Origin of the sequence: uncultured Gemella sp. (assembly GCF_963537375.1) — a bacterium.
Lineage (GTDB): Bacteria > Bacillota > Bacilli > Staphylococcales > Gemellaceae > Gemella.
Window position 1 is genome coordinate 13290 of the sequence record NZ_CAUTDQ010000003.1, and the last position, 17460, is coordinate 30749.

Here is a 17460-nt window from a genome sequence, read left to right on the forward strand (position 1 = left end):
ATCAAAATGAAAGTTAAATGAAAGTTTAAATATTGAAAAAGAGAGGATATACTATGGCAGAAAATAATAATAGTCGGTTATCGAGAAGAGATAGACACTCTCAGGAAAGAAAGAGTGTTATGCCAGGTGGATATATATCTAGAGGAAATAATAATCCGATGAATAATGGACAACAAAGAAGACCATTAACAAATGAAGAAATAATGAGAAGAAATGCACAAAACTCAGGATCTTCTAATCAACAACAAAGAGCAGGTAATGTTAATCAAAGACAAGGAGTTCCACCTGTAAGACCAAGAAATGCTCAACAATCAGCAGGAACTGGAAGACCAGGAGGGTCAAGACGCCCATTAGGTCCAAATAGAATTAGTAATCCAAATTCTAAAAAATCCAATAAAACTTTATGGATGAAAATATTGAGATATGGGTTATATGCAGCAAGTGTTGCTATTATATCACTATTCCTACTATGTGTATTTTGGATTTATCAAGCACCTGCATTTGACTCTAAGATATTAGACAATAACTCAAGAACAATCGTTTATGATGTTAATAATAATGAGGTAGCAAAATTAGGGAACCAAATTGGTGAAAATTTAAATACATCAGACATCCCAACAAAAATGCAAGATGCAATTTTAGCTACAGAAGATAATAGATTCTTCGAACATGGAGCAGTTGACTTCAGACGTTTAGTAGGAGCGGTATTTTCAAACCTTACGAGTGGTTTTGGATCTCAAGGTGCGTCAACAATTTCCCAACAGTTAATTAAGAGAACATTTTTAGATGATAATAAGAGTATGAAGCGTAAAGTTCAAGAAGCATATCTTGCATATAAACTTGAACAAAACTATGATAAAGAATCTATTTTCACAATGTATGTGAATAGAATTTATTATTCAGATGGAGTATATGGATTAAAAACAGCTTCTAAGTACTACTTTGGAAAAGAGTTAAATCAATTAACACTTCCACAGATGGCACTTTTAGCAGGTTTACCTCAACACCCTAATACATATAATCCATATGATAATCCTGAAGCGGCTAAGGCTCGTCGTGATACTGTACTATATTTAATGCAATATCATGGGAAAATCTCAGAAGCCGAATCAACAGCAGCTCAAAAAACTAATGTATTAGACGGATTAATAGAGCGTGATGAAAGTGAACGTGTACTATTATCAAGTGAATTTGATTCGAAATATACTTCATATATGAATCAAATTGTAAATGAATTAAAAAATAGTAAAGAATTTAAAGATTATGAAGGTGATGTATTAAACTTAGGTCTTAAAATTTATACTAACTTTGATTCAAAAATTCAAGATACTTTAACAGAAAGTGTAAATGCTAACTATGCAGGAATAAAACAAGCAAGTAATGTTGCTATGGTTGTACTGAATAACGAAAATAGTGGAATAGCTGCTCTTTATGGAGGTAAAAAACAAACATTCCATGGATTTAATATTGCAACACAAGCTAAATTACAACCTGGTTCATCAATTAAACCAATACTAGCTTACGGACCTGCTGTAGAGTATCTAAATTGGGGATCTGATCATACGGTTAATGACTCTAAACTTCAAGGGTCACAAATTCAAAACTGGGATAGACAATTCCATGGTAATATTACTATAAATAATGCCTTAGTTTGGTCATATAATATTCCAGCCATTAAAACATACCAAGAAGTTGGATTTAATAGGGTAAAACAATATGCTGCAAATGTTGGTATGGAACTTACAGATGATTCTATTACTACTCCAATTGGAGGTAGTGGAGATGGGTTCTCACCATTGCAAATGGCAGGAGCATATGTACCATTTAGTAACGGAGGATATTATGCAACACCGAAAGCTATTAAGAAGGTTTATGATAGTGAAGGTTCTGAAGTGAAGAGTTTCAGTAAAGATGATAGGAAACGTGTTATCAAAGAATCAACTGCCTATATTATGACCTCAATGTTAAGAAATGTAGTAAATGGTACTGCATCTAACGCTCGTATAAGTGGAGCAGATATGGCGGTGAAAACAGGGACAACTACATTTGGTGAAGGTGAAGCACAAAAATTTGGATTTGACATAAATGACTCAGCTAAAGATTCTTGGACAATTGGTTACACGAGTAATTACACGATGGCTGTATGGCAAGGATTTGATGCTATTGACGGGCCAACGAAGTATCTGTCTCAAGACGATACTCAAAAAACTCAAGCGTTATATCGAATTAATATGCAAAACATAGTGCGTATTCACCCACCTAAAGGATTTAAAGTACCAGAAAACGTTGGATCTATAAATGGTGGAGTTAAAGTTATTTCTGATAGTGAACGTCGAGAAATTGAAGAACAAAATAAACGTAACCAAGAAGAAAAAGAAAAAAATAGAAATAACAATAACAATAATAACGATAATAACGGTAACGATGATAATAATCGTAATGGAAGTAACTCTGAAGATAATAATGGTAATTTATCAAATCAAAATGGCCAACAAAATGGCAACAACGGTAATTCCCAATCACGAGGAGGTAACTCTAATGGAGCACAACCAGGTGTAAGGAATTCAGGAACCAATAACAATAACAACGCTAGTAGAGGTAATAGATAATTAGTAATAAATCTACTGTACGGGAAATCTGTACGGTAGGTTTATTTTTTATAATTTTAAAATACTACACAAATATTTAGAAATGGTGTACAATATAGAAATGGAGCAGTTTATTTATTCTTTGTTAAACTGAAAAAAATCATTCCATAAAACTTATATTATTATAAAGACGGATGTGAAGCTATGAAGAAAAAATTAGTCATAATTACAGGAATAAGTGGAGCAGGAAAAAATACAGCGTTAGAGGTCTTTGAAAATCAGGGGTATTTTTGTACAGATAATTTACCGGGACTTGTTGTAGAAGATTTTCTAAGAATTATTGAAGAAAAAGAAATAGATAAAACAGCTATAAGCATAGATATTAGAAGCAAGCTTTTGTTTGTTGATTTAAAAGAAGTATTAAGAAAAATACAACAAAATGAATATTTTGATGTTCGTATAATATTTTTAGATAGTGAAGACCAAGTATTAGTAAATAGATATAAAGAAACCAGAAAAAATCATCCTTTATCTAGTGAATTTAGTCTTCTTGAGGGGATTACTCAAGAAAGAAGAGATATGGATGCTATTAAAGGTATAGCGAATTATATTTACGATACTACAAATACAACGGTTAAAGATCTTAAAAAGAAAATTTTAGAAGATTTTGGTATTGAGAAAAAAGATAGTTATCATATTACAATTTCTAGTTTTGGATATAAATATGGTATACCTATAGATGCGGATAACATTGTAGATGTACGATTTTTAAGAAATCCATTTTATCTAAATGAACTTAGAGAAAAAACAGGGCAAGATAGTGAAGTATTTGATTATGTTTTTGATGATGAAGTCACTAAAGAGTTTTACGATAAATATCTAGAATTAATGACTTATATGATAGATAAGTATCAATATGAAGGAAGGGACAAGGTCGCAATTGCTGTTGGATGCACTGGTGGTAAACATCGTTCAGTGAGTATAGCGAGAAAATTGCATGAGGATATCTCAAAACTTGGTTATAGAGTTTATCTAGAGCATCGCGACATTAATAAGGGTAGGTAGAAGAATGAGAACTAAAATTAGAGTAGTTACTATAGGTGGAGGAACAGGGTTATCTGTTCTTTTAAGAGGGTTGAAAAAATATCCTCTTGATATAACAGCTGTGGTAACGGTAGCTGACGATGGTGGTAGTTCAGGAAAGATAAGAAGTGATATGAATATTCCATCACCAGGAGATATTAGAAATGTTATTGCTGCATTATCTGATGTAGAGCCGTATCTAGAAAAAATGTTCCAATATCGCTTTGATAGTGGTGAAGTTAAAGGTCATCCGGTAGGTAATTTAATGATTGCTGCAATGACAGATATCCATGGGGATTTTTCAACTGCAGTAAAAGTTATGAGTAGAATTTTAAATGTTCGTGGAACGGTATTACCGACAACCAACGATATAGCGACTTTAAATGCTGTACTTTCTACAGGTGAAATTATAAGAGGAGAATCTTCAATTACTGAAGCTGGTGGAGAAATAGATCATGTGTATATTACACCTTCTAGAGTAAAACCTAATGAAGATGTATTAAGAGCTATCGAAGAAGCGGATTATATTATAATGGGGCCAGGTAGTTTGTATACTTCGATTATTCCCAATTTAGTAATTTCTCAGGTTTCTGATAAAATCAGAGAAAGTAAAGCTAAGAAAATATATGTTTGTAATGTTATGACCCAACATGGAGAGACGGATAATTATACAGTTTCTGAACACATTACAGCTATCAATAAGCATGTAGGAGAGAATATTTTTGATTTGGTTATTGCTAATTCTCGTGAGTTTGATGATAGTATTTTATCGAAATATCACAAAGAAAAACAAGAACCGGTCAAAATCGATCATGAGAAAATAGAAGAACTTGGAATTAAATTGATAAAAAATAATGACGTCGGAATCGTTGATAATAACACGATTAGACATAATGCAGAAAAAGTTTCTGAATTAATTTACGATTATATTATAGACGACAAGCCAACAATGATTTATAATAAAAGGTGAAAATAAAAAAAGGAGAACAAAAATGCACTTAAATTTTGATTATTCGAAAGCACTAAACTTCTTTAACGAACAAGAAGTAAAAAATATGGAAGGTTATGTGAAAGTTGCACATGATCAATTACACAATAAAACTGGAATAGGAAATGATTTCCTAGGATGGTTAGAATTACCAACTAACTATGATAAAGAAGAGTTTGCTAGAATTAAAGAAGCTAGTAAAAAAATCCAAAGCAATTCTGATGTACTAGTTGTTATCGGTATTGGAGGATCGTACCTTGGAGCTCGTGCAGCGATTGAAATGCTAAATGATAGCTTCTATAACTTCTATGAAGAAGGAAGAAAAACTCCAAAAATCTTCTTCGTTGGTCACACAATTTCATCAACTTATACTCAAGAATTAGTAAATTACTTAAAAACTACAGGAAAAGACTTCTCTGTAAATGTAATCTCTAAATCAGGAACAACTACAGAGCCTGCTATTGCATTCCGTATTTTCAAAGAATTACTTGAAGAAAAATATGGTAAAGAAGGAGCAAAAGAAAGAATCTTTGCTACTACTGATAGAGCTCGTGGAGCATTAAAATCATTAGCTGATGATGAAGGATATGAAACATTTGTAGTACCTGATGATGTAGGTGGACGTTTCACAGTTCTTACTGCTGTAGGATTACTTCCAATTGCTGTAAGTGGAGTTGATATTGATAAAATGATGGCTGGTGCTAAATTAGCTCAAGATGAACTATCAACACCAGATCTAAGTAAAAATATTGCTTACCAATATGCTGTAATGCGTAATATCTTACAACAAAAAGGTAAATTAATTGAGATTCTTGTATCTTATGAACCATCAATGGTTTACTTCAATGAGTGGTGGAAACAACTTTATGGTGAATCTGAAGGTAAAGATGGAAAAGCTTTATACCCTTCAAGTGTTTGCTTCTCAACAGATCTTCACTCTATGGGACAATATGTTCAAGAAGGACGTCGTGTTTTACTTGAAACTATCTTAAAAGTTAAATCTCCAAATAAAGATATCGAGCTTAAAGAAGCTGATAACAATCTTGATGGATTAAACTACTTAGCAGGGAAAACTATGGATTTCGTAAATACTAAAGCATTTGAAGGAACTCTTCTTGCTCACACTGATGGTGGAGTACCTAACTTTGTAGTAGAACTTCCTGATATGAGCGAGTTCACATTCGGATACTTAGTATACTTCTTCGAAAAAGCTGTAGGTATTTCTGGATATATGCAAGGATTAAACCCATTCGACCAACCAGGAGTAGAAGCATATAAGAAAAATATGTTTGCACTTCTTGGAAAACCAGGATTTGAAGAATTAAAAGCAGAATTAGAAGAAAGATTAAAATAATCTTAAATAAATTAAAAACTGATAGAGGAATGACTTTCCTTTATCAGTTTTTTATATTCAAATGGAAACTGCAAGTAAATTCTTATATTTTTCTTTTTCCTGTTTTAAGTGTAGCTTGCGACACCTCCATATCTTTTGTTATCTCAAAAGGATATTCCGGTTAGAAAATAAGCCTGTAGTCTTATTTTCTCGCAGTAAAACACAAGTGTGTTTTACTTCAGCTACTACAAAACAGTAAGAAAAATATAGAATATAATGATTAAATCTTAATTATTATTATTAATTTTACTCAAATATTTTGTAATGGTGAAAATGGAACTTAACAAAGTTCCATCGGTGAAATTAGGACTACAGGCCTAATTTCAAGGTGTAATATCCACTTTAATTGTCTAAACGACAATTAAAGTTAGATGAAACCGTCTGCCATCATACTAAAAATATTTGAAAAGTAAAATTAACAGCAAATAAAAAAAACGACTCTATAAATTTGATTGTTATAAAATCGTAATTTATGAGTCGTGTTTATCTTTTTGCCATTGTTACAAATGTGAATTTGTCGGGTCTGTAGCTAAGTATTCCATATTGTAGTATGTTTCCATTTGATAAATAAGTAATACTTTCGACGACTGCGACCATATCATATTCACCAAGATCCATATGTTGTCTTTCTTCGTCAGTAGCGTGTCTAAAAGATATCTCTCGACGAGAGTGGGTGATATTTAAACCTAATTCTTTTTCTAAGTATTTATAAATAGATGATTCTGCGATTTCTTTATTAATAAATGGAACAAGATTTCTATCGAAGTAAGATACTTCATACTCTAATTTTTCTCCGTTTATCGTTCTACTACGGCTAACTCTATAAAAATCATTATTCTCATCTGCATCAAAAATATCCATTATTTTCTTTTCGCCTTGAACAATATATAGAGATTCAAGTGTAGTTTTAATTTCGTATTTACCGTCGATGTTTAATTCAGAAGAAGTTTTAATATTTCCTAAATAGTTATTTTTTATTCTTCCGTGTCCAAGAATTAAAGAGTTTTTACCTTTAATCTTTTGGATATAACCATTAATTTCTAATAAAGACAAAGCTTTTCTAATAGTATCTTTTGAATAACCGTATTCTTTTACTAACTCATTTTCACTTGGCAATTCTGTATTACGCTTATAAAAACGAGTATCTATTTTTTCCTTGAGATCATTATAGACCTGTTTGTATTTACTCATATATGATTTACCTTTACTAATCTCCTTTTAAAAATTACCTACTTAATTATAAATGTAGTTGATAAGAATTGCAAGGGTTAAGTACATCTTATATACATATTGTAACATTTACGTATATGTAGTAGAAAAAAATAAAAAGAAGTACATAAATGTTATTGACAAAATGAAAGTGTTTTATTATAATAATTATTGTTAAGTTATAAAAACTTATTTTGTAAATACAAGTTAAAAGTATGACGGAGGGAATTAGGATGACAAAACGTTCAAGTGGTGTATTGATGCATATCACATCATTACCAGGTGAGTTTGGTATAGGAACATTCGGTAAAAGTGCTTATGATTTTGTTGACTTCTTAGAAGAAACAAAACAAACATATTGGCAAATTTTACCACTTACGACAACTAGTTATGGAGATTCACCATATCAAAGCTTTTCAGCAGTAGCAGGAAACTTAAATCTAATTGATTTTTCTTTATTAAAAGAAGAAGGATTATTAGAAGAAAGTGATTACTCAAATGTTAACTTTGGAGAAAATCCTGAAAAAATAGATTATGCTTTATTATTTGAAGTTAGAAGACCAATTTTAGAAAAAGCCGTTGCTAACACTGCAAAATATAGCAATGTATTAGCTGAAATAGAAAAATTTGAAAAAGATAACTCAAGTTGGTTAGCTGATTATGCTGAATATATGGCAATTAAAGAAAGTTTTGGATATCAAAGTTTTATTCACTGGGATGAAGATATTAAAAAAGGTGAAAAAGCCGCACGCGAAAAATATCGTACGGAGCTTCAAGATAGTATAAGATACTACACAGTTACACAATACTTCTTCTTTAAACAATGGTTAGCATTAAAAGAATATGCTAATGGTAAAGGCGTTAAAATCATTGGTGATATGCCAATCTATGTAAGTGCTGATAGTGTTGAAATGTGGACAATGCCAGAACTATTTAAAGTTGATGAGAACAATGAACCACTTTATGTAGCTGGATGTCCTGCAGATGACTTCAGTCCAACTGGACAACTTTGGGGTAATCCAATTTATGATTGGGCAAAACACAAAGAACAAGGTTTCTCATGGTGGATTTATCGAGTACAAGAAAGTTTTAAAATCTATGATGTACTTCGTATAGACCACTTCAAAGGATTCTCTGATTTCTGGCAAATTGATAAAGATGCTGAAAATGCAGTAAATGGTACTTGGGAAGCTGGTCCTGGAATTGAATTATTCCAAAAAATCAAGGAACAATTAGGAGACTTACCAATCATCGCAGAAAATCTAGGATTTATCGATGCGAAAGCAGAAAAATTATTAGATGATTCTGGATATCCTGGAATGAAGATTCTTCAATTCGCTTTCCCAGGTGATGATAATCTAGATCGTCCACATCACTATACTCAAAATAGTGTTGCTTACACAGGTACGCACGATAATGATGTAGTTAATGGATGGTATGAAAAATTAAGTGAATCAGAACAAGAACTAGTTTCTGAATACTTAAATCGTCGTGATGATGAAACAATTACTGAAGCGATGATTAGAGGAATATACTCTTCAGTAAGTGATTATGCAATCGTAACAATGCAAGACTTATTAGATAAAGATGCAACAAGCAGAATGAATGTTCCATCAACAGTTGGCGGAAACTGGGAGTGGAGAATGCTTGCAGAAGATTTAACAGACGAAAGAAAAGAATTTTTAAAAAATATTACAGTAAGATATTCGAGAGAGAGGGCATAAAATGACATTTACTAAATATGTATTGGATAAAACAAATAAAGAACTTAGTACATTAGATAACAAAGAAATTTATAAACAATTATTAAACTATGTTAAAGATGAAGCTGACAAAAAAGCTTTAAATAGTGATAAGAAAAAAGTTTACTATATTTCAGCTGAATTTTTAATTGGTAAACTTTTATCAAACAACTTAATCAACTTAGGTATTTATGAAGAAATCGAAAAAGAATTAAAAGCAGCTAACAAACGTCTTAGTGATGTAGAGGAAGCTGAATTAGAACCTTCATTAGGTAATGGTGGTCTTGGACGTTTAGCATCATGCTTCATCGACTCAATTTCATCATTAGGAATCAATGGTGATGGAGTTGGATTAAACTACCACTGTGGTTTATTCAGACAAGTGTTTGTTAAAAATGAACAACATGCAGAACCAAACTTCTGGATTGAAGATACTTCATGGCTAAGAGATACTGATGTTAAATATACAGTACCTTTCAAAAACTTTAACCTAACTTCAACACTAAAAAGAATTGATGTATTAGGGTACAAAAAAGATACTAAAAACTATCTAAACCTATTCGATATTGATTCAATTGATAGCAGTATCATTGAAAAAGGAATTTCATTTGATAAAACTGAAATTGAGAAAAACTTAACATTATTCTTATATCCAGATGATAGTGATAAAAATGGTGAGTTACTACGTATTTACCAACAATACTTCATGGTATCAAATGCTGCTCAATTAATTTTGGATGAAGCAATTGCTAAAGGAAGTAATGTTCACGACTTATACGAATATGCATATGTTCAAATTAACGATACTCACCCAAGTATGGTAATTCCTGAATTAATTCGCTTATTAACTGAAAAACACGGAATTGAATTTGAAGAAGCATACACAATTGTTCAAAAAATGACTGGTTACACTAACCACACTATCTTAGCTGAGGCATTAGAAAAATGGCCATTAGCATACTTAGAAGAAGTAGTGCCACACTTAGTAACAATCATCAAACAATTAGATGCTGTTATTAGAGAAAAATATGAAGGTGAAGATATTCAAATCATCGACAAAGACGATAGAGTACACATGGCAAACATGGATATTCACTTCTCTAACAGTGTAAATGGGGTTGCATACCTACACACTGAAATTCTTAAAAACTCTGAATTAAAACATTTCTATGAATTATATCCTGAGAAATTTAATAACAAAACTAATGGTATTACATTCAGACGTTGGTTAGAATTTTCTAACAGACCATTAGCAGCTTACTTAAAAGAACTAATTGGTGACGAGTACTTAACTGATGCAACTAAATTAGAAAAATTACTAGCATTTGTTGATAGTAAAGAAGTAGCAGCTAAATTAGAAGAAATCAAACACGAGAACAAACTTGTTCTTAAAGAATACCTAAAAGAAACTCAAGGTATCGAATTAGATGAAAACAGTATTATCGATACTCAAATTAAGAGATTCCACGAATATAAACGTCAACAAATGAACGCTTTATATGTAATTAAAAAATACTTAGATATCAAAAATGGTAAATTACCTGAAAGAAAAATTACAGTATTCTTCGGTGGTAAAGCAGCACCAGCATATATTATAGCTCAAGATATCATTCACTTAATTCTATGTCTATCAGAATTAATTAACAATGATCCAGAAGTAAACAAATACTTAAACGTATTCTTAGTTGAAAACTATAATGTAAGTGTTGCAGAAAAATTAATTCCAGCAACTGATATCTCTGAACAAATCTCATTAGCTTCTAAAGAAGCAAGTGGAACTGGTAACATGAAGTTCATGTTAAACGGAGCTTTAACTCTAGGAACTCTAGATGGAGCTAACGTGGAAATCGACGAGTTAGTTGGACGTGAAAATATCTACATCTTCGGTAAAGAAAGTGATGAAATCATTAAACTTTACGAAACTGCAGGATATGTGTCTAAAGAATACTATGAAAAAGATGGTGTTAAAGAAGTTGTAGACTTCATCGTTTCTAAAGACTTAGTTAAACTAGGAAATAAAGAAAGATTAGAAAGACTGTACAATGAACTACTTAACAAAGACTGGTTCATGACACTTATTGACTTTGAAGAATATTACGCTAAGAAAGAAGAAATGTTAGCAGATTACGAAAACCGTGAATTATGGCTGAAAAAAGTTATTGCGAATATCGCAAAAGCTGGATTCTTCTCATCTGACCGTACAATAGCTCAATATAACGAAGATATTTGGAACAAAAAATAATAAACAAAAAAGTGGGGAACATAGCATGAAACTATTAACAATTAATGTACATAGTTGGTTAGAAGAAAATCAACTTGAAAAATTAAATATTTTGGCAAAAACTATTGTGGAGAAAAAATACGATGTTGTTGCTATGCAAGAAGTAAATCAATTGATTAATAGTGAGGATGTTTACCAAGGAATTAAAGAAGATAACTTCGGAAAATTATTACTAGATAAAATTAGAGAATATGGAGAAGAAGGATACAGTTACTACTGGACTTATTCTCACATAGGATTTGATAAATTCGAAGAAGGTTTAGCAATACTTGCTAAAGGTGAAGTTGTTGCCGTAGAGGACTTTTACTGTACGGCACAACAAACCGTAACTTCTATCGAATCGAGAAAAATTTTAAAAGTCGATCTTAAAATAAATGATGAGATCGTAGAATTTTACAGTTGTCATATGAATTTGCCAACTTGTAAAGGGGAAGACATAGATCAAAATCTTAGCAACCTAATTAATTATACAGATAACAAGAATCTTAAAGTTTTCATGGGAGATTTCAATACAGATTATTTCCATCAAGTAGACGATTATAAGAGAATACTTGATAAAGGATTATATGATACTTATGAATTAGCCGAGAAAAAAGACGGGGGAGTTACGGTATATAAAAATATAAGTGGTTGGGAAGATTCTATGTGTCAGAAAAAATTGGATTATGTATTTATTAATAGAAAATTAGATGTAAAAGAAAGTTTTGTTATATTTAATGATGAAAATTATCCAATTATTTCTGATCATAATGGCTTAGAAGTAACATTAGCAGAAAAATAAAAAAAGGAGGAAAAATGTTATGTTACAAAAAATTCAGCGCTTTGGAGGCGCGATGTTAATGCCATCTATTTTATTCGCATTCTTCGGATTAGTAGTTGGATTAACTTCAATCTTAAAAAACCCTAACCTAGTAGGGAGCATCGCGACAGAAGGTACTCTTTGGTACAACTTCTGGTTCGTAGTAGAGCAAGGAGGATGGACTATCTTTAACCAAATGCCAGTAGTATTCGCACTTGGTATTCCAATCGGTCTTGCTAAAAAAGCAAATGGTCGTGCAGCATTAGAAGCGTTCTTAATCTACATGGTTTATAACTACTTCATCAACGGATTCTTAACTCAATTCAAATTCTTTGGTGTAGATGTAACGCCTGCTCTTAAATTACCTACAGGTATTACAAGAATCGCTGGAGCAATCACTCTAGATACTTCAATCATCGGTTCTATCGTTATTGCATCTATCTCAGTATGGATTCACAACAAATACTTTGACAAAAAACTTCCTGAATTATTAGGAATTTTCCAAGGGTCAACATTCGTAATCTTAGTAGGATTCTTAATCATGATTCCAGCTGCTTTCTTAACAGCTCTATTATGGCCAAAAGTTCAATTAGGAATCGCTGCTTTACAAGGATTCTTAAAAGTTTCTGGAGTTGCGGGAGTATTCACTTACACATTCTTAGAAAGAATTTTAATTCCAACAGGATTACACCACTTCATCTATGGACCATTCATGTTTGGACCAGCAGTAGTAGAAAATGGAATCACAGCTTACTGGGTACAACACATTCAAGAGTTCTCTCAAAGCTCAACTCCATTAAAAGAGTTATTCCCTCAAGGTGGATTCTCATTACACGGTAACTCTAAAGTATTTGGATTACCAGCAGCAGCTTTAGCTATGTATGTAACAGCTAAAGACAGCAAGAAAAAAGTTGTAGCAGGGTTATTAATCCCAGCAGCACTTACTGGTTTCTTAACAGGAATCACTGAACCAATCGAGTTCACATTCTTATTCGCAGCACCAATGTTATTCGCTACTCACGCAGTATTAGGTGCATTAATGTCAGCAACTATGTATCAATTTGGAGTTGTAGGTAACTTCGGAAGTGGATTAATCGACTTCTTAGCTCTTAACTGGTTACCAATGTTCAAACACCACTCTTCACAAATGTTCGTTCAAATCGGAATTGGATTAGCATTCTCTGTAATCTACTTCTTAGTATTTAGATTCTTAATCCTTAAATTCCAATTAAGCACACCTGGACGTGAAGCTGAAGATGCTGAAACTAAACTTTACTCTAAACAAGAGTACCGTGAAAAAGGTAAAGAAGCAGCTAAACCAGAAGTTAAAGATGATGCAGCTACTCATGATGATCAAGCTCTTATCATTCTTGAAGGTTTAGGTGGTAAAGATAACATCGTAGACGTTACTAACTGTGTAACAAGATTACGTGTTAATGTTAAAGATGAAGGCTTAGTTAAAGATGATGCATTCTTAAAACGTTCTGGAGCTCTTGGAGTTTCTCGTAACGGTAAAGCTATTCAAGTAATCATCGGGTTCTCAGTAGGACAAGTTAGAGAAGCTTTCGAAAAAGAATTACACAAATAAGATAATTAATAAAAAGGAACTGATGTAAAAGTCAGTTTCTTTTTTTGTTTATGAACGAATAGAATCATACATGGTAGTATGTTATTAAATATTGATCTTACTTGGGTTCAAGAGAAGGATTATAGATATTTGAGAGTATAGTAAAATATGTATTATCGATTGATAGAACAGTATTGAAAAGGGGAATTATGTTAATATATAGATATATAGTGAAATCAAAAAAACACTTGGTAAACATTGTCTACCAAGTGTTTTTACTTTATATTAGAACGCTGGAGTAGCGTGTCCTTTTGGTTTAAGTTCTTTGTTGATATAATCTTTAATTTTTTCACTAGCTAATGCTTTTTTAACTGCTTGTACTTTAGCATCGTCTTTGTTATCTTCACGAGCTACAAGTGAGATAGCGAATGTTAAATCATCAGCTTTTTCAAGTGCTAGACCGTTTTTATCAGGAGTTAATCCTAATTTAGAAATATAAGTTGGGTAGTTAAATACTAAATCTTTTTCGTTGTATGCTTCGTTAAGGTTTAGTAAGCTCACTTTAGTGAATTTAAGGTGTTTTGGATTATCTTTGATATCTGCTTCAGTTACTGTAAAGCTGTTTGGATCTTTAAGAGTAATAACTTTAGCGTGATCTAATAAACGTAAAGCACGAGCTAAGTTTGTTGGATCTGAAGGGATAGCTACATCAGCACCATCTTTAAGATCTTTGATGTCTTTAAGAGTTTTTGAGTAGAATGCTACAGTTGCATTGTAGATAGGTTGAACAGCTACAAGGTGAGCATTATTTTTTTGGTTAAATTGTTCCATAAATGGTTTGTGTTGGAAGAAGTTAGCATCAACTTCTTTATTGTTTAATGCAACGTTTGCTTGAACGTTATCAGAAACTTTAACGATTTCTAAGTTGTAACCGTCTTTTTTAAGATCTTCTTTGATCATTTCTAACATGTCTGTCATTGGAGAAGTGTGAGATGCTACTTTTACTGTAACAGGTTCTTTCTTCTCTTCTTTTTTAGTTTCAGTTTTGCTTGAACAAGCTGTTAAAACTAATAATAATGCTGTTAAACTAGCGATAAATGAAATTATTTTCTTCATTATATATCTCCTATTAAGTATATTTTTTATTTAGAGGTAAGGTTGTTGATTGTATAATATAGATTTTGGATTAGTAATAATATATATTTATTAGAAAGCTGCAGTAGCTTTACCTTCATAATTTTTTTGTAAGAAGTCTTTAACTTTTTGACTAGTTAAAGCTTTTTTAACTGCTTGAATTTTAGCGTCGTCTTTGTTATCTTCACGAGCAGCAAGTACACCAGCGTATGTAAAGTCAGCTTTGTCTTCCATTAGAAGTCCATCTTTCATTGGTGTAAGGTTTAATTTAGCAATGTAAGTCGGGTAGTTGAAAACTAAATCTTTTTCTGCATATGCATCACTTAAGTTTAAAAGACCAACTTCTGTAAATTTAAGATGTTTTGGATTATCTTTAATGTCTTTTACAGTAACGTTATAGCTGTTTGGATCATTTAATGTAATTAATCCACCGTGAGCTAATAATCTTAATGCACGAGCCATGTTAGATGCATCAGATGGAATAGCTACATCAGCACCATCTTTAAGATCTTTAATGTTTTTGACAGTTTTTGAGTAGAATGCTGGGATAGAATTATAAACTTTCGCCACAGCAACTAAGTTAGTTTTATTTTTTTCGTTGTACTGTTTCATGAATGGTTCGTGTTGGAAGAAGTTAGCATCGATTTCTTTGTTTGCTAAAGCAACGTTAGCTTGAACGTTATCAGATACTTTTACAATTTCAAGAGTGTATCCTTCTTTTTGTAAATCTTCTTTAACTAATTCTAACATGTCAGTAAATGGTGGGACATGAGCAGCAACCTTAATTGTTTTGTTTTCTTGTTTTTCTTCTTTTTTATCGCTAGTTTTACTTGAACATGCTGTTAACACAAGCACAAGCGCTAAAAGACTAGCAACAATAGATAATACTTTCTTCATTAATCTATTTCTCCTTCTTGTTTGTAAAACGTTTAGCTAATCCATAACCTATAGATTGAATAATAAATACATATATAATAAATATTATTACTATTAAATACATTAGATCATAATTGTACTCCTGATACCCGTATCTAAAGGCAAATTCTCCAAGACCACCAGCTCCAATTACACCCATTACAGTAGTATAAGCTAATAAACTAATAGTAGTATAGGTAAATGATAAAATTAAGTTATCCATTGTGGCAGGTAATAAGAAATATCTAATAATTTGAATTTTTGTAGCCCCCATACTTATAGCTCTATCTACAATTTTTTTAGGAACATTTATTAATGCTTGTTCAACGAAACGAGCATAAATACTTACACCAACTAGTGTAAGAGGTAGAATTGCTGCAATATTCCCAAATGATGTTTTAAATAGAAATCTATTTACAGGGATTAATATGAATACAAATATTAGAAATGGAACACTACGTAGGGCATTAAGAGAAATGCTAAGTCCTTCATAAACTGCTCTATTTTTTAGTAAATAATCACGACTGAAAGCAAAAAGCATAATACCTAATGGTAGGGAAATGAAAAATACTGTTAACATTGAGTAAAGCATCATATAGTTTGTTTCCCAAAATGCTTTCATAATACCATCGTAATTGGTTTTAAATAAATCAATCATTTAATAAAAACTCCTTTACGTAGTTATAGTAATTACTGTCGTAATCGTCTTTTGCATTTTTGTTAGGTACGACAATATCTTTTATTGTAGAATCATCAATAACTACTACACGATCACAAAAGTTCTTAAGTAAAGATAGGCTGTGTGAAATCATAACTATTGAAATGTCAGTTGTTGTACGCAATTTATTTAATAGTGCAAATATTTCTTTTTCACTATTAGTATCTAATGCTGAACTGATTTCATCACAAAGTAGAACTTCTGGTTCTTGTAACAGTGCCATAGCGATAGCAACTTTTTGTTGTTCTCCACCACTTAGGCTACCACAAAGACTATTTTTAAGTCTTGTAATATTCATGAATTCAAGAATATCATCTATTTTCTTTTTATCAACAGAAACCTTATTTAATTTGTACACTAAGCTTAAATGATAATATACACTTTTGTTATCAATAAGATTAGAGTGTTGGAATATATAGGCTAGATTTTTTCTTGTATTTCTAAGGGTACTTGCATCCATATTTTTAATAGAAGAGTTTTTATAAAGAATATCTCCGCTATCATATGAAACAATACCATTAATCATTTTAAGAATTGTACTTTTACCTGTACCATTTCTACCGATAATTCCAATAACTTCTTTTTTATTAATATCAAATGATATATTTTCTAGTTTGAAGTTAGCGTCTTTATATTGTTTTGATACGTTTTTTAATTGAACTATCATAATATACCTCCAAGGTAAACTATACCACTTTCGGAAAAGGATTTCAAGAGCTTTGTTTAATATTTTCAAAAAAAATGTTTATATTGTTCAGTGCTTGTTTGATAGTGTTTGTGAATCTGTTAACAAAAATCTTCAACACTGTAATGGTACAGTTTAATATTGTAGATGTTATGGTATAAATTAGGAGATTATTTTTAGAAAAGATAACCATTATCATAGCAATGTTTATAAGAAATACAGAGTTTTGTTCTAGTGAAATTGTATTAGAATAATTTGATTATTGTATTTTTTTGTTCATTGTTTTATAAAGTACTATTCAATAAAATAATAAAAAATAATAGAAGATATTTTCTAAAATTGTTCTTATATAATTCTT

The 17460-nt window shown here is 31.4% G+C and carries 13 protein-coding genes; 8 read left to right on the forward strand and 5 right to left on the reverse strand.

What is annotated here, in order from left to right:
- Nucleotides 1-53 precede the first annotated feature (53 nt).
- The 4 genes from RYK99_RS01215 to RYK99_RS01230 all read left to right on the forward strand — a co-directional run bounded on the left by RYK99_RS01215 (nt 54) and on the right by RYK99_RS01230 (nt 6013).
- Nucleotides 54-2609 (forward strand): transglycosylase domain-containing protein, encoded by a 2556-nt coding sequence (locus tag RYK99_RS01215; protein ID WP_314989394.1) that lies wholly within the window; start codon nt 54-56, stop codon nt 2607-2609.
- A gap of 183 nt (nt 2610-2792) precedes the next feature.
- On the forward strand, nt 2793-3653 hold the full coding sequence (gene rapZ / locus RYK99_RS01220) for an RNase adapter RapZ (protein WP_314989396.1): 861 nt from the start codon (nt 2793-2795) through the stop codon (nt 3651-3653).
- 4 nt (nt 3654-3657) lie between these two features.
- On the forward strand, nt 3658-4641 hold the full coding sequence (locus tag RYK99_RS01225) for a YvcK family protein (protein WP_314989397.1): 984 nt from the start codon (nt 3658-3660) through the stop codon (nt 4639-4641).
- Nucleotides 4642-4663: 22 nt separating this feature from the next.
- Complete coding sequence (locus tag RYK99_RS01230; RefSeq protein ID WP_271964580.1) at nt 4664-6013, forward strand: glucose-6-phosphate isomerase; 1350 nt, start codon at nt 4664-4666, stop codon at nt 6011-6013.
- 522 nt (nt 6014-6535) lie between these two features.
- On the opposite strand, the gene RYK99_RS01235 is transcribed toward RYK99_RS01230, so the two are convergent.
- Nucleotides 6536-7243, reverse strand: coding sequence for a UTRA domain-containing protein (locus RYK99_RS01235; protein WP_314989401.1), 708 nt, complete (start codon nt 7241-7243; stop codon nt 6536-6538).
- Nucleotides 7244-7494: 251 nt separating this feature from the next.
- Here RYK99_RS01235 and malQ point away from each other — a divergent pair, with 251 nt between their 5' ends.
- Genes malQ through RYK99_RS01255 form a run of 4 tightly spaced genes read left to right on the forward strand, consistent with a single transcriptional unit; the run spans nt 7495 to nt 13671 of the window.
- Nucleotides 7495-8985 (forward strand): 4-alpha-glucanotransferase, encoded by a 1491-nt coding sequence (gene malQ, locus RYK99_RS01240; RefSeq protein ID WP_314989403.1) that lies wholly within the window; start codon nt 7495-7497, stop codon nt 8983-8985.
- Nucleotide 8986: 1 nt separating this feature from the next.
- Nucleotides 8987-11245, forward strand: a complete 2259-nt coding sequence (glgP, locus tag RYK99_RS01245; protein WP_314989405.1) for a glycogen/starch/alpha-glucan family phosphorylase — start codon at nt 8987-8989, stop codon at nt 11243-11245.
- Between the two features lie 25 nt (nt 11246-11270).
- Nucleotides 11271-12065: an endonuclease/exonuclease/phosphatase family protein gene (locus tag RYK99_RS01250; RefSeq protein ID WP_314989407.1), complete on the forward strand. Its 795-nt coding sequence runs from the start codon at nt 11271-11273 to the stop codon at nt 12063-12065.
- Between the two features lie 19 nt (nt 12066-12084).
- Nucleotides 12085-13671: an alpha-glucoside-specific PTS transporter subunit IIBC gene (locus RYK99_RS01255; RefSeq protein ID WP_314989409.1), complete on the forward strand. Its 1587-nt coding sequence runs from the start codon at nt 12085-12087 to the stop codon at nt 13669-13671.
- Between the two features lie 264 nt (nt 13672-13935).
- Here RYK99_RS01255 and RYK99_RS01260 read toward each other — a convergent pair whose 3' ends face one another.
- The 4 genes from RYK99_RS01260 to RYK99_RS01275 all read right to left on the reverse strand — a co-directional run bounded on the left by RYK99_RS01260 (nt 13936) and on the right by RYK99_RS01275 (nt 17084).
- The gene (locus tag RYK99_RS01260) at nt 13936-14766 is read right to left on the reverse strand and encodes a MetQ/NlpA family ABC transporter substrate-binding protein (protein ID WP_314989412.1); all 831 of its coding nucleotides are present in this window, start codon (nt 14764-14766) and stop codon (nt 13936-13938) included.
- 90 nt (nt 14767-14856) lie between these two features.
- Nucleotides 14857-15681: a MetQ/NlpA family ABC transporter substrate-binding protein gene (locus tag RYK99_RS01265; protein WP_314989414.1), complete on the reverse strand. Its 825-nt coding sequence runs from the start codon at nt 15679-15681 to the stop codon at nt 14857-14859.
- 4 nt (nt 15682-15685) lie between these two features.
- Nucleotides 15686-16357 (reverse strand): methionine ABC transporter permease, encoded by a 672-nt coding sequence (locus RYK99_RS01270; protein WP_314989416.1) that lies wholly within the window; start codon nt 16355-16357, stop codon nt 15686-15688.
- Complete coding sequence (locus RYK99_RS01275) at nt 16350-17084, reverse strand: ATP-binding cassette domain-containing protein (protein ID WP_271987569.1); 735 nt, start codon at nt 17082-17084, stop codon at nt 16350-16352. The genes RYK99_RS01270 and RYK99_RS01275 overlap by 8 nt, the downstream gene beginning before the upstream one ends.
- Nucleotides 17085-17460 lie beyond the last annotated feature (376 nt).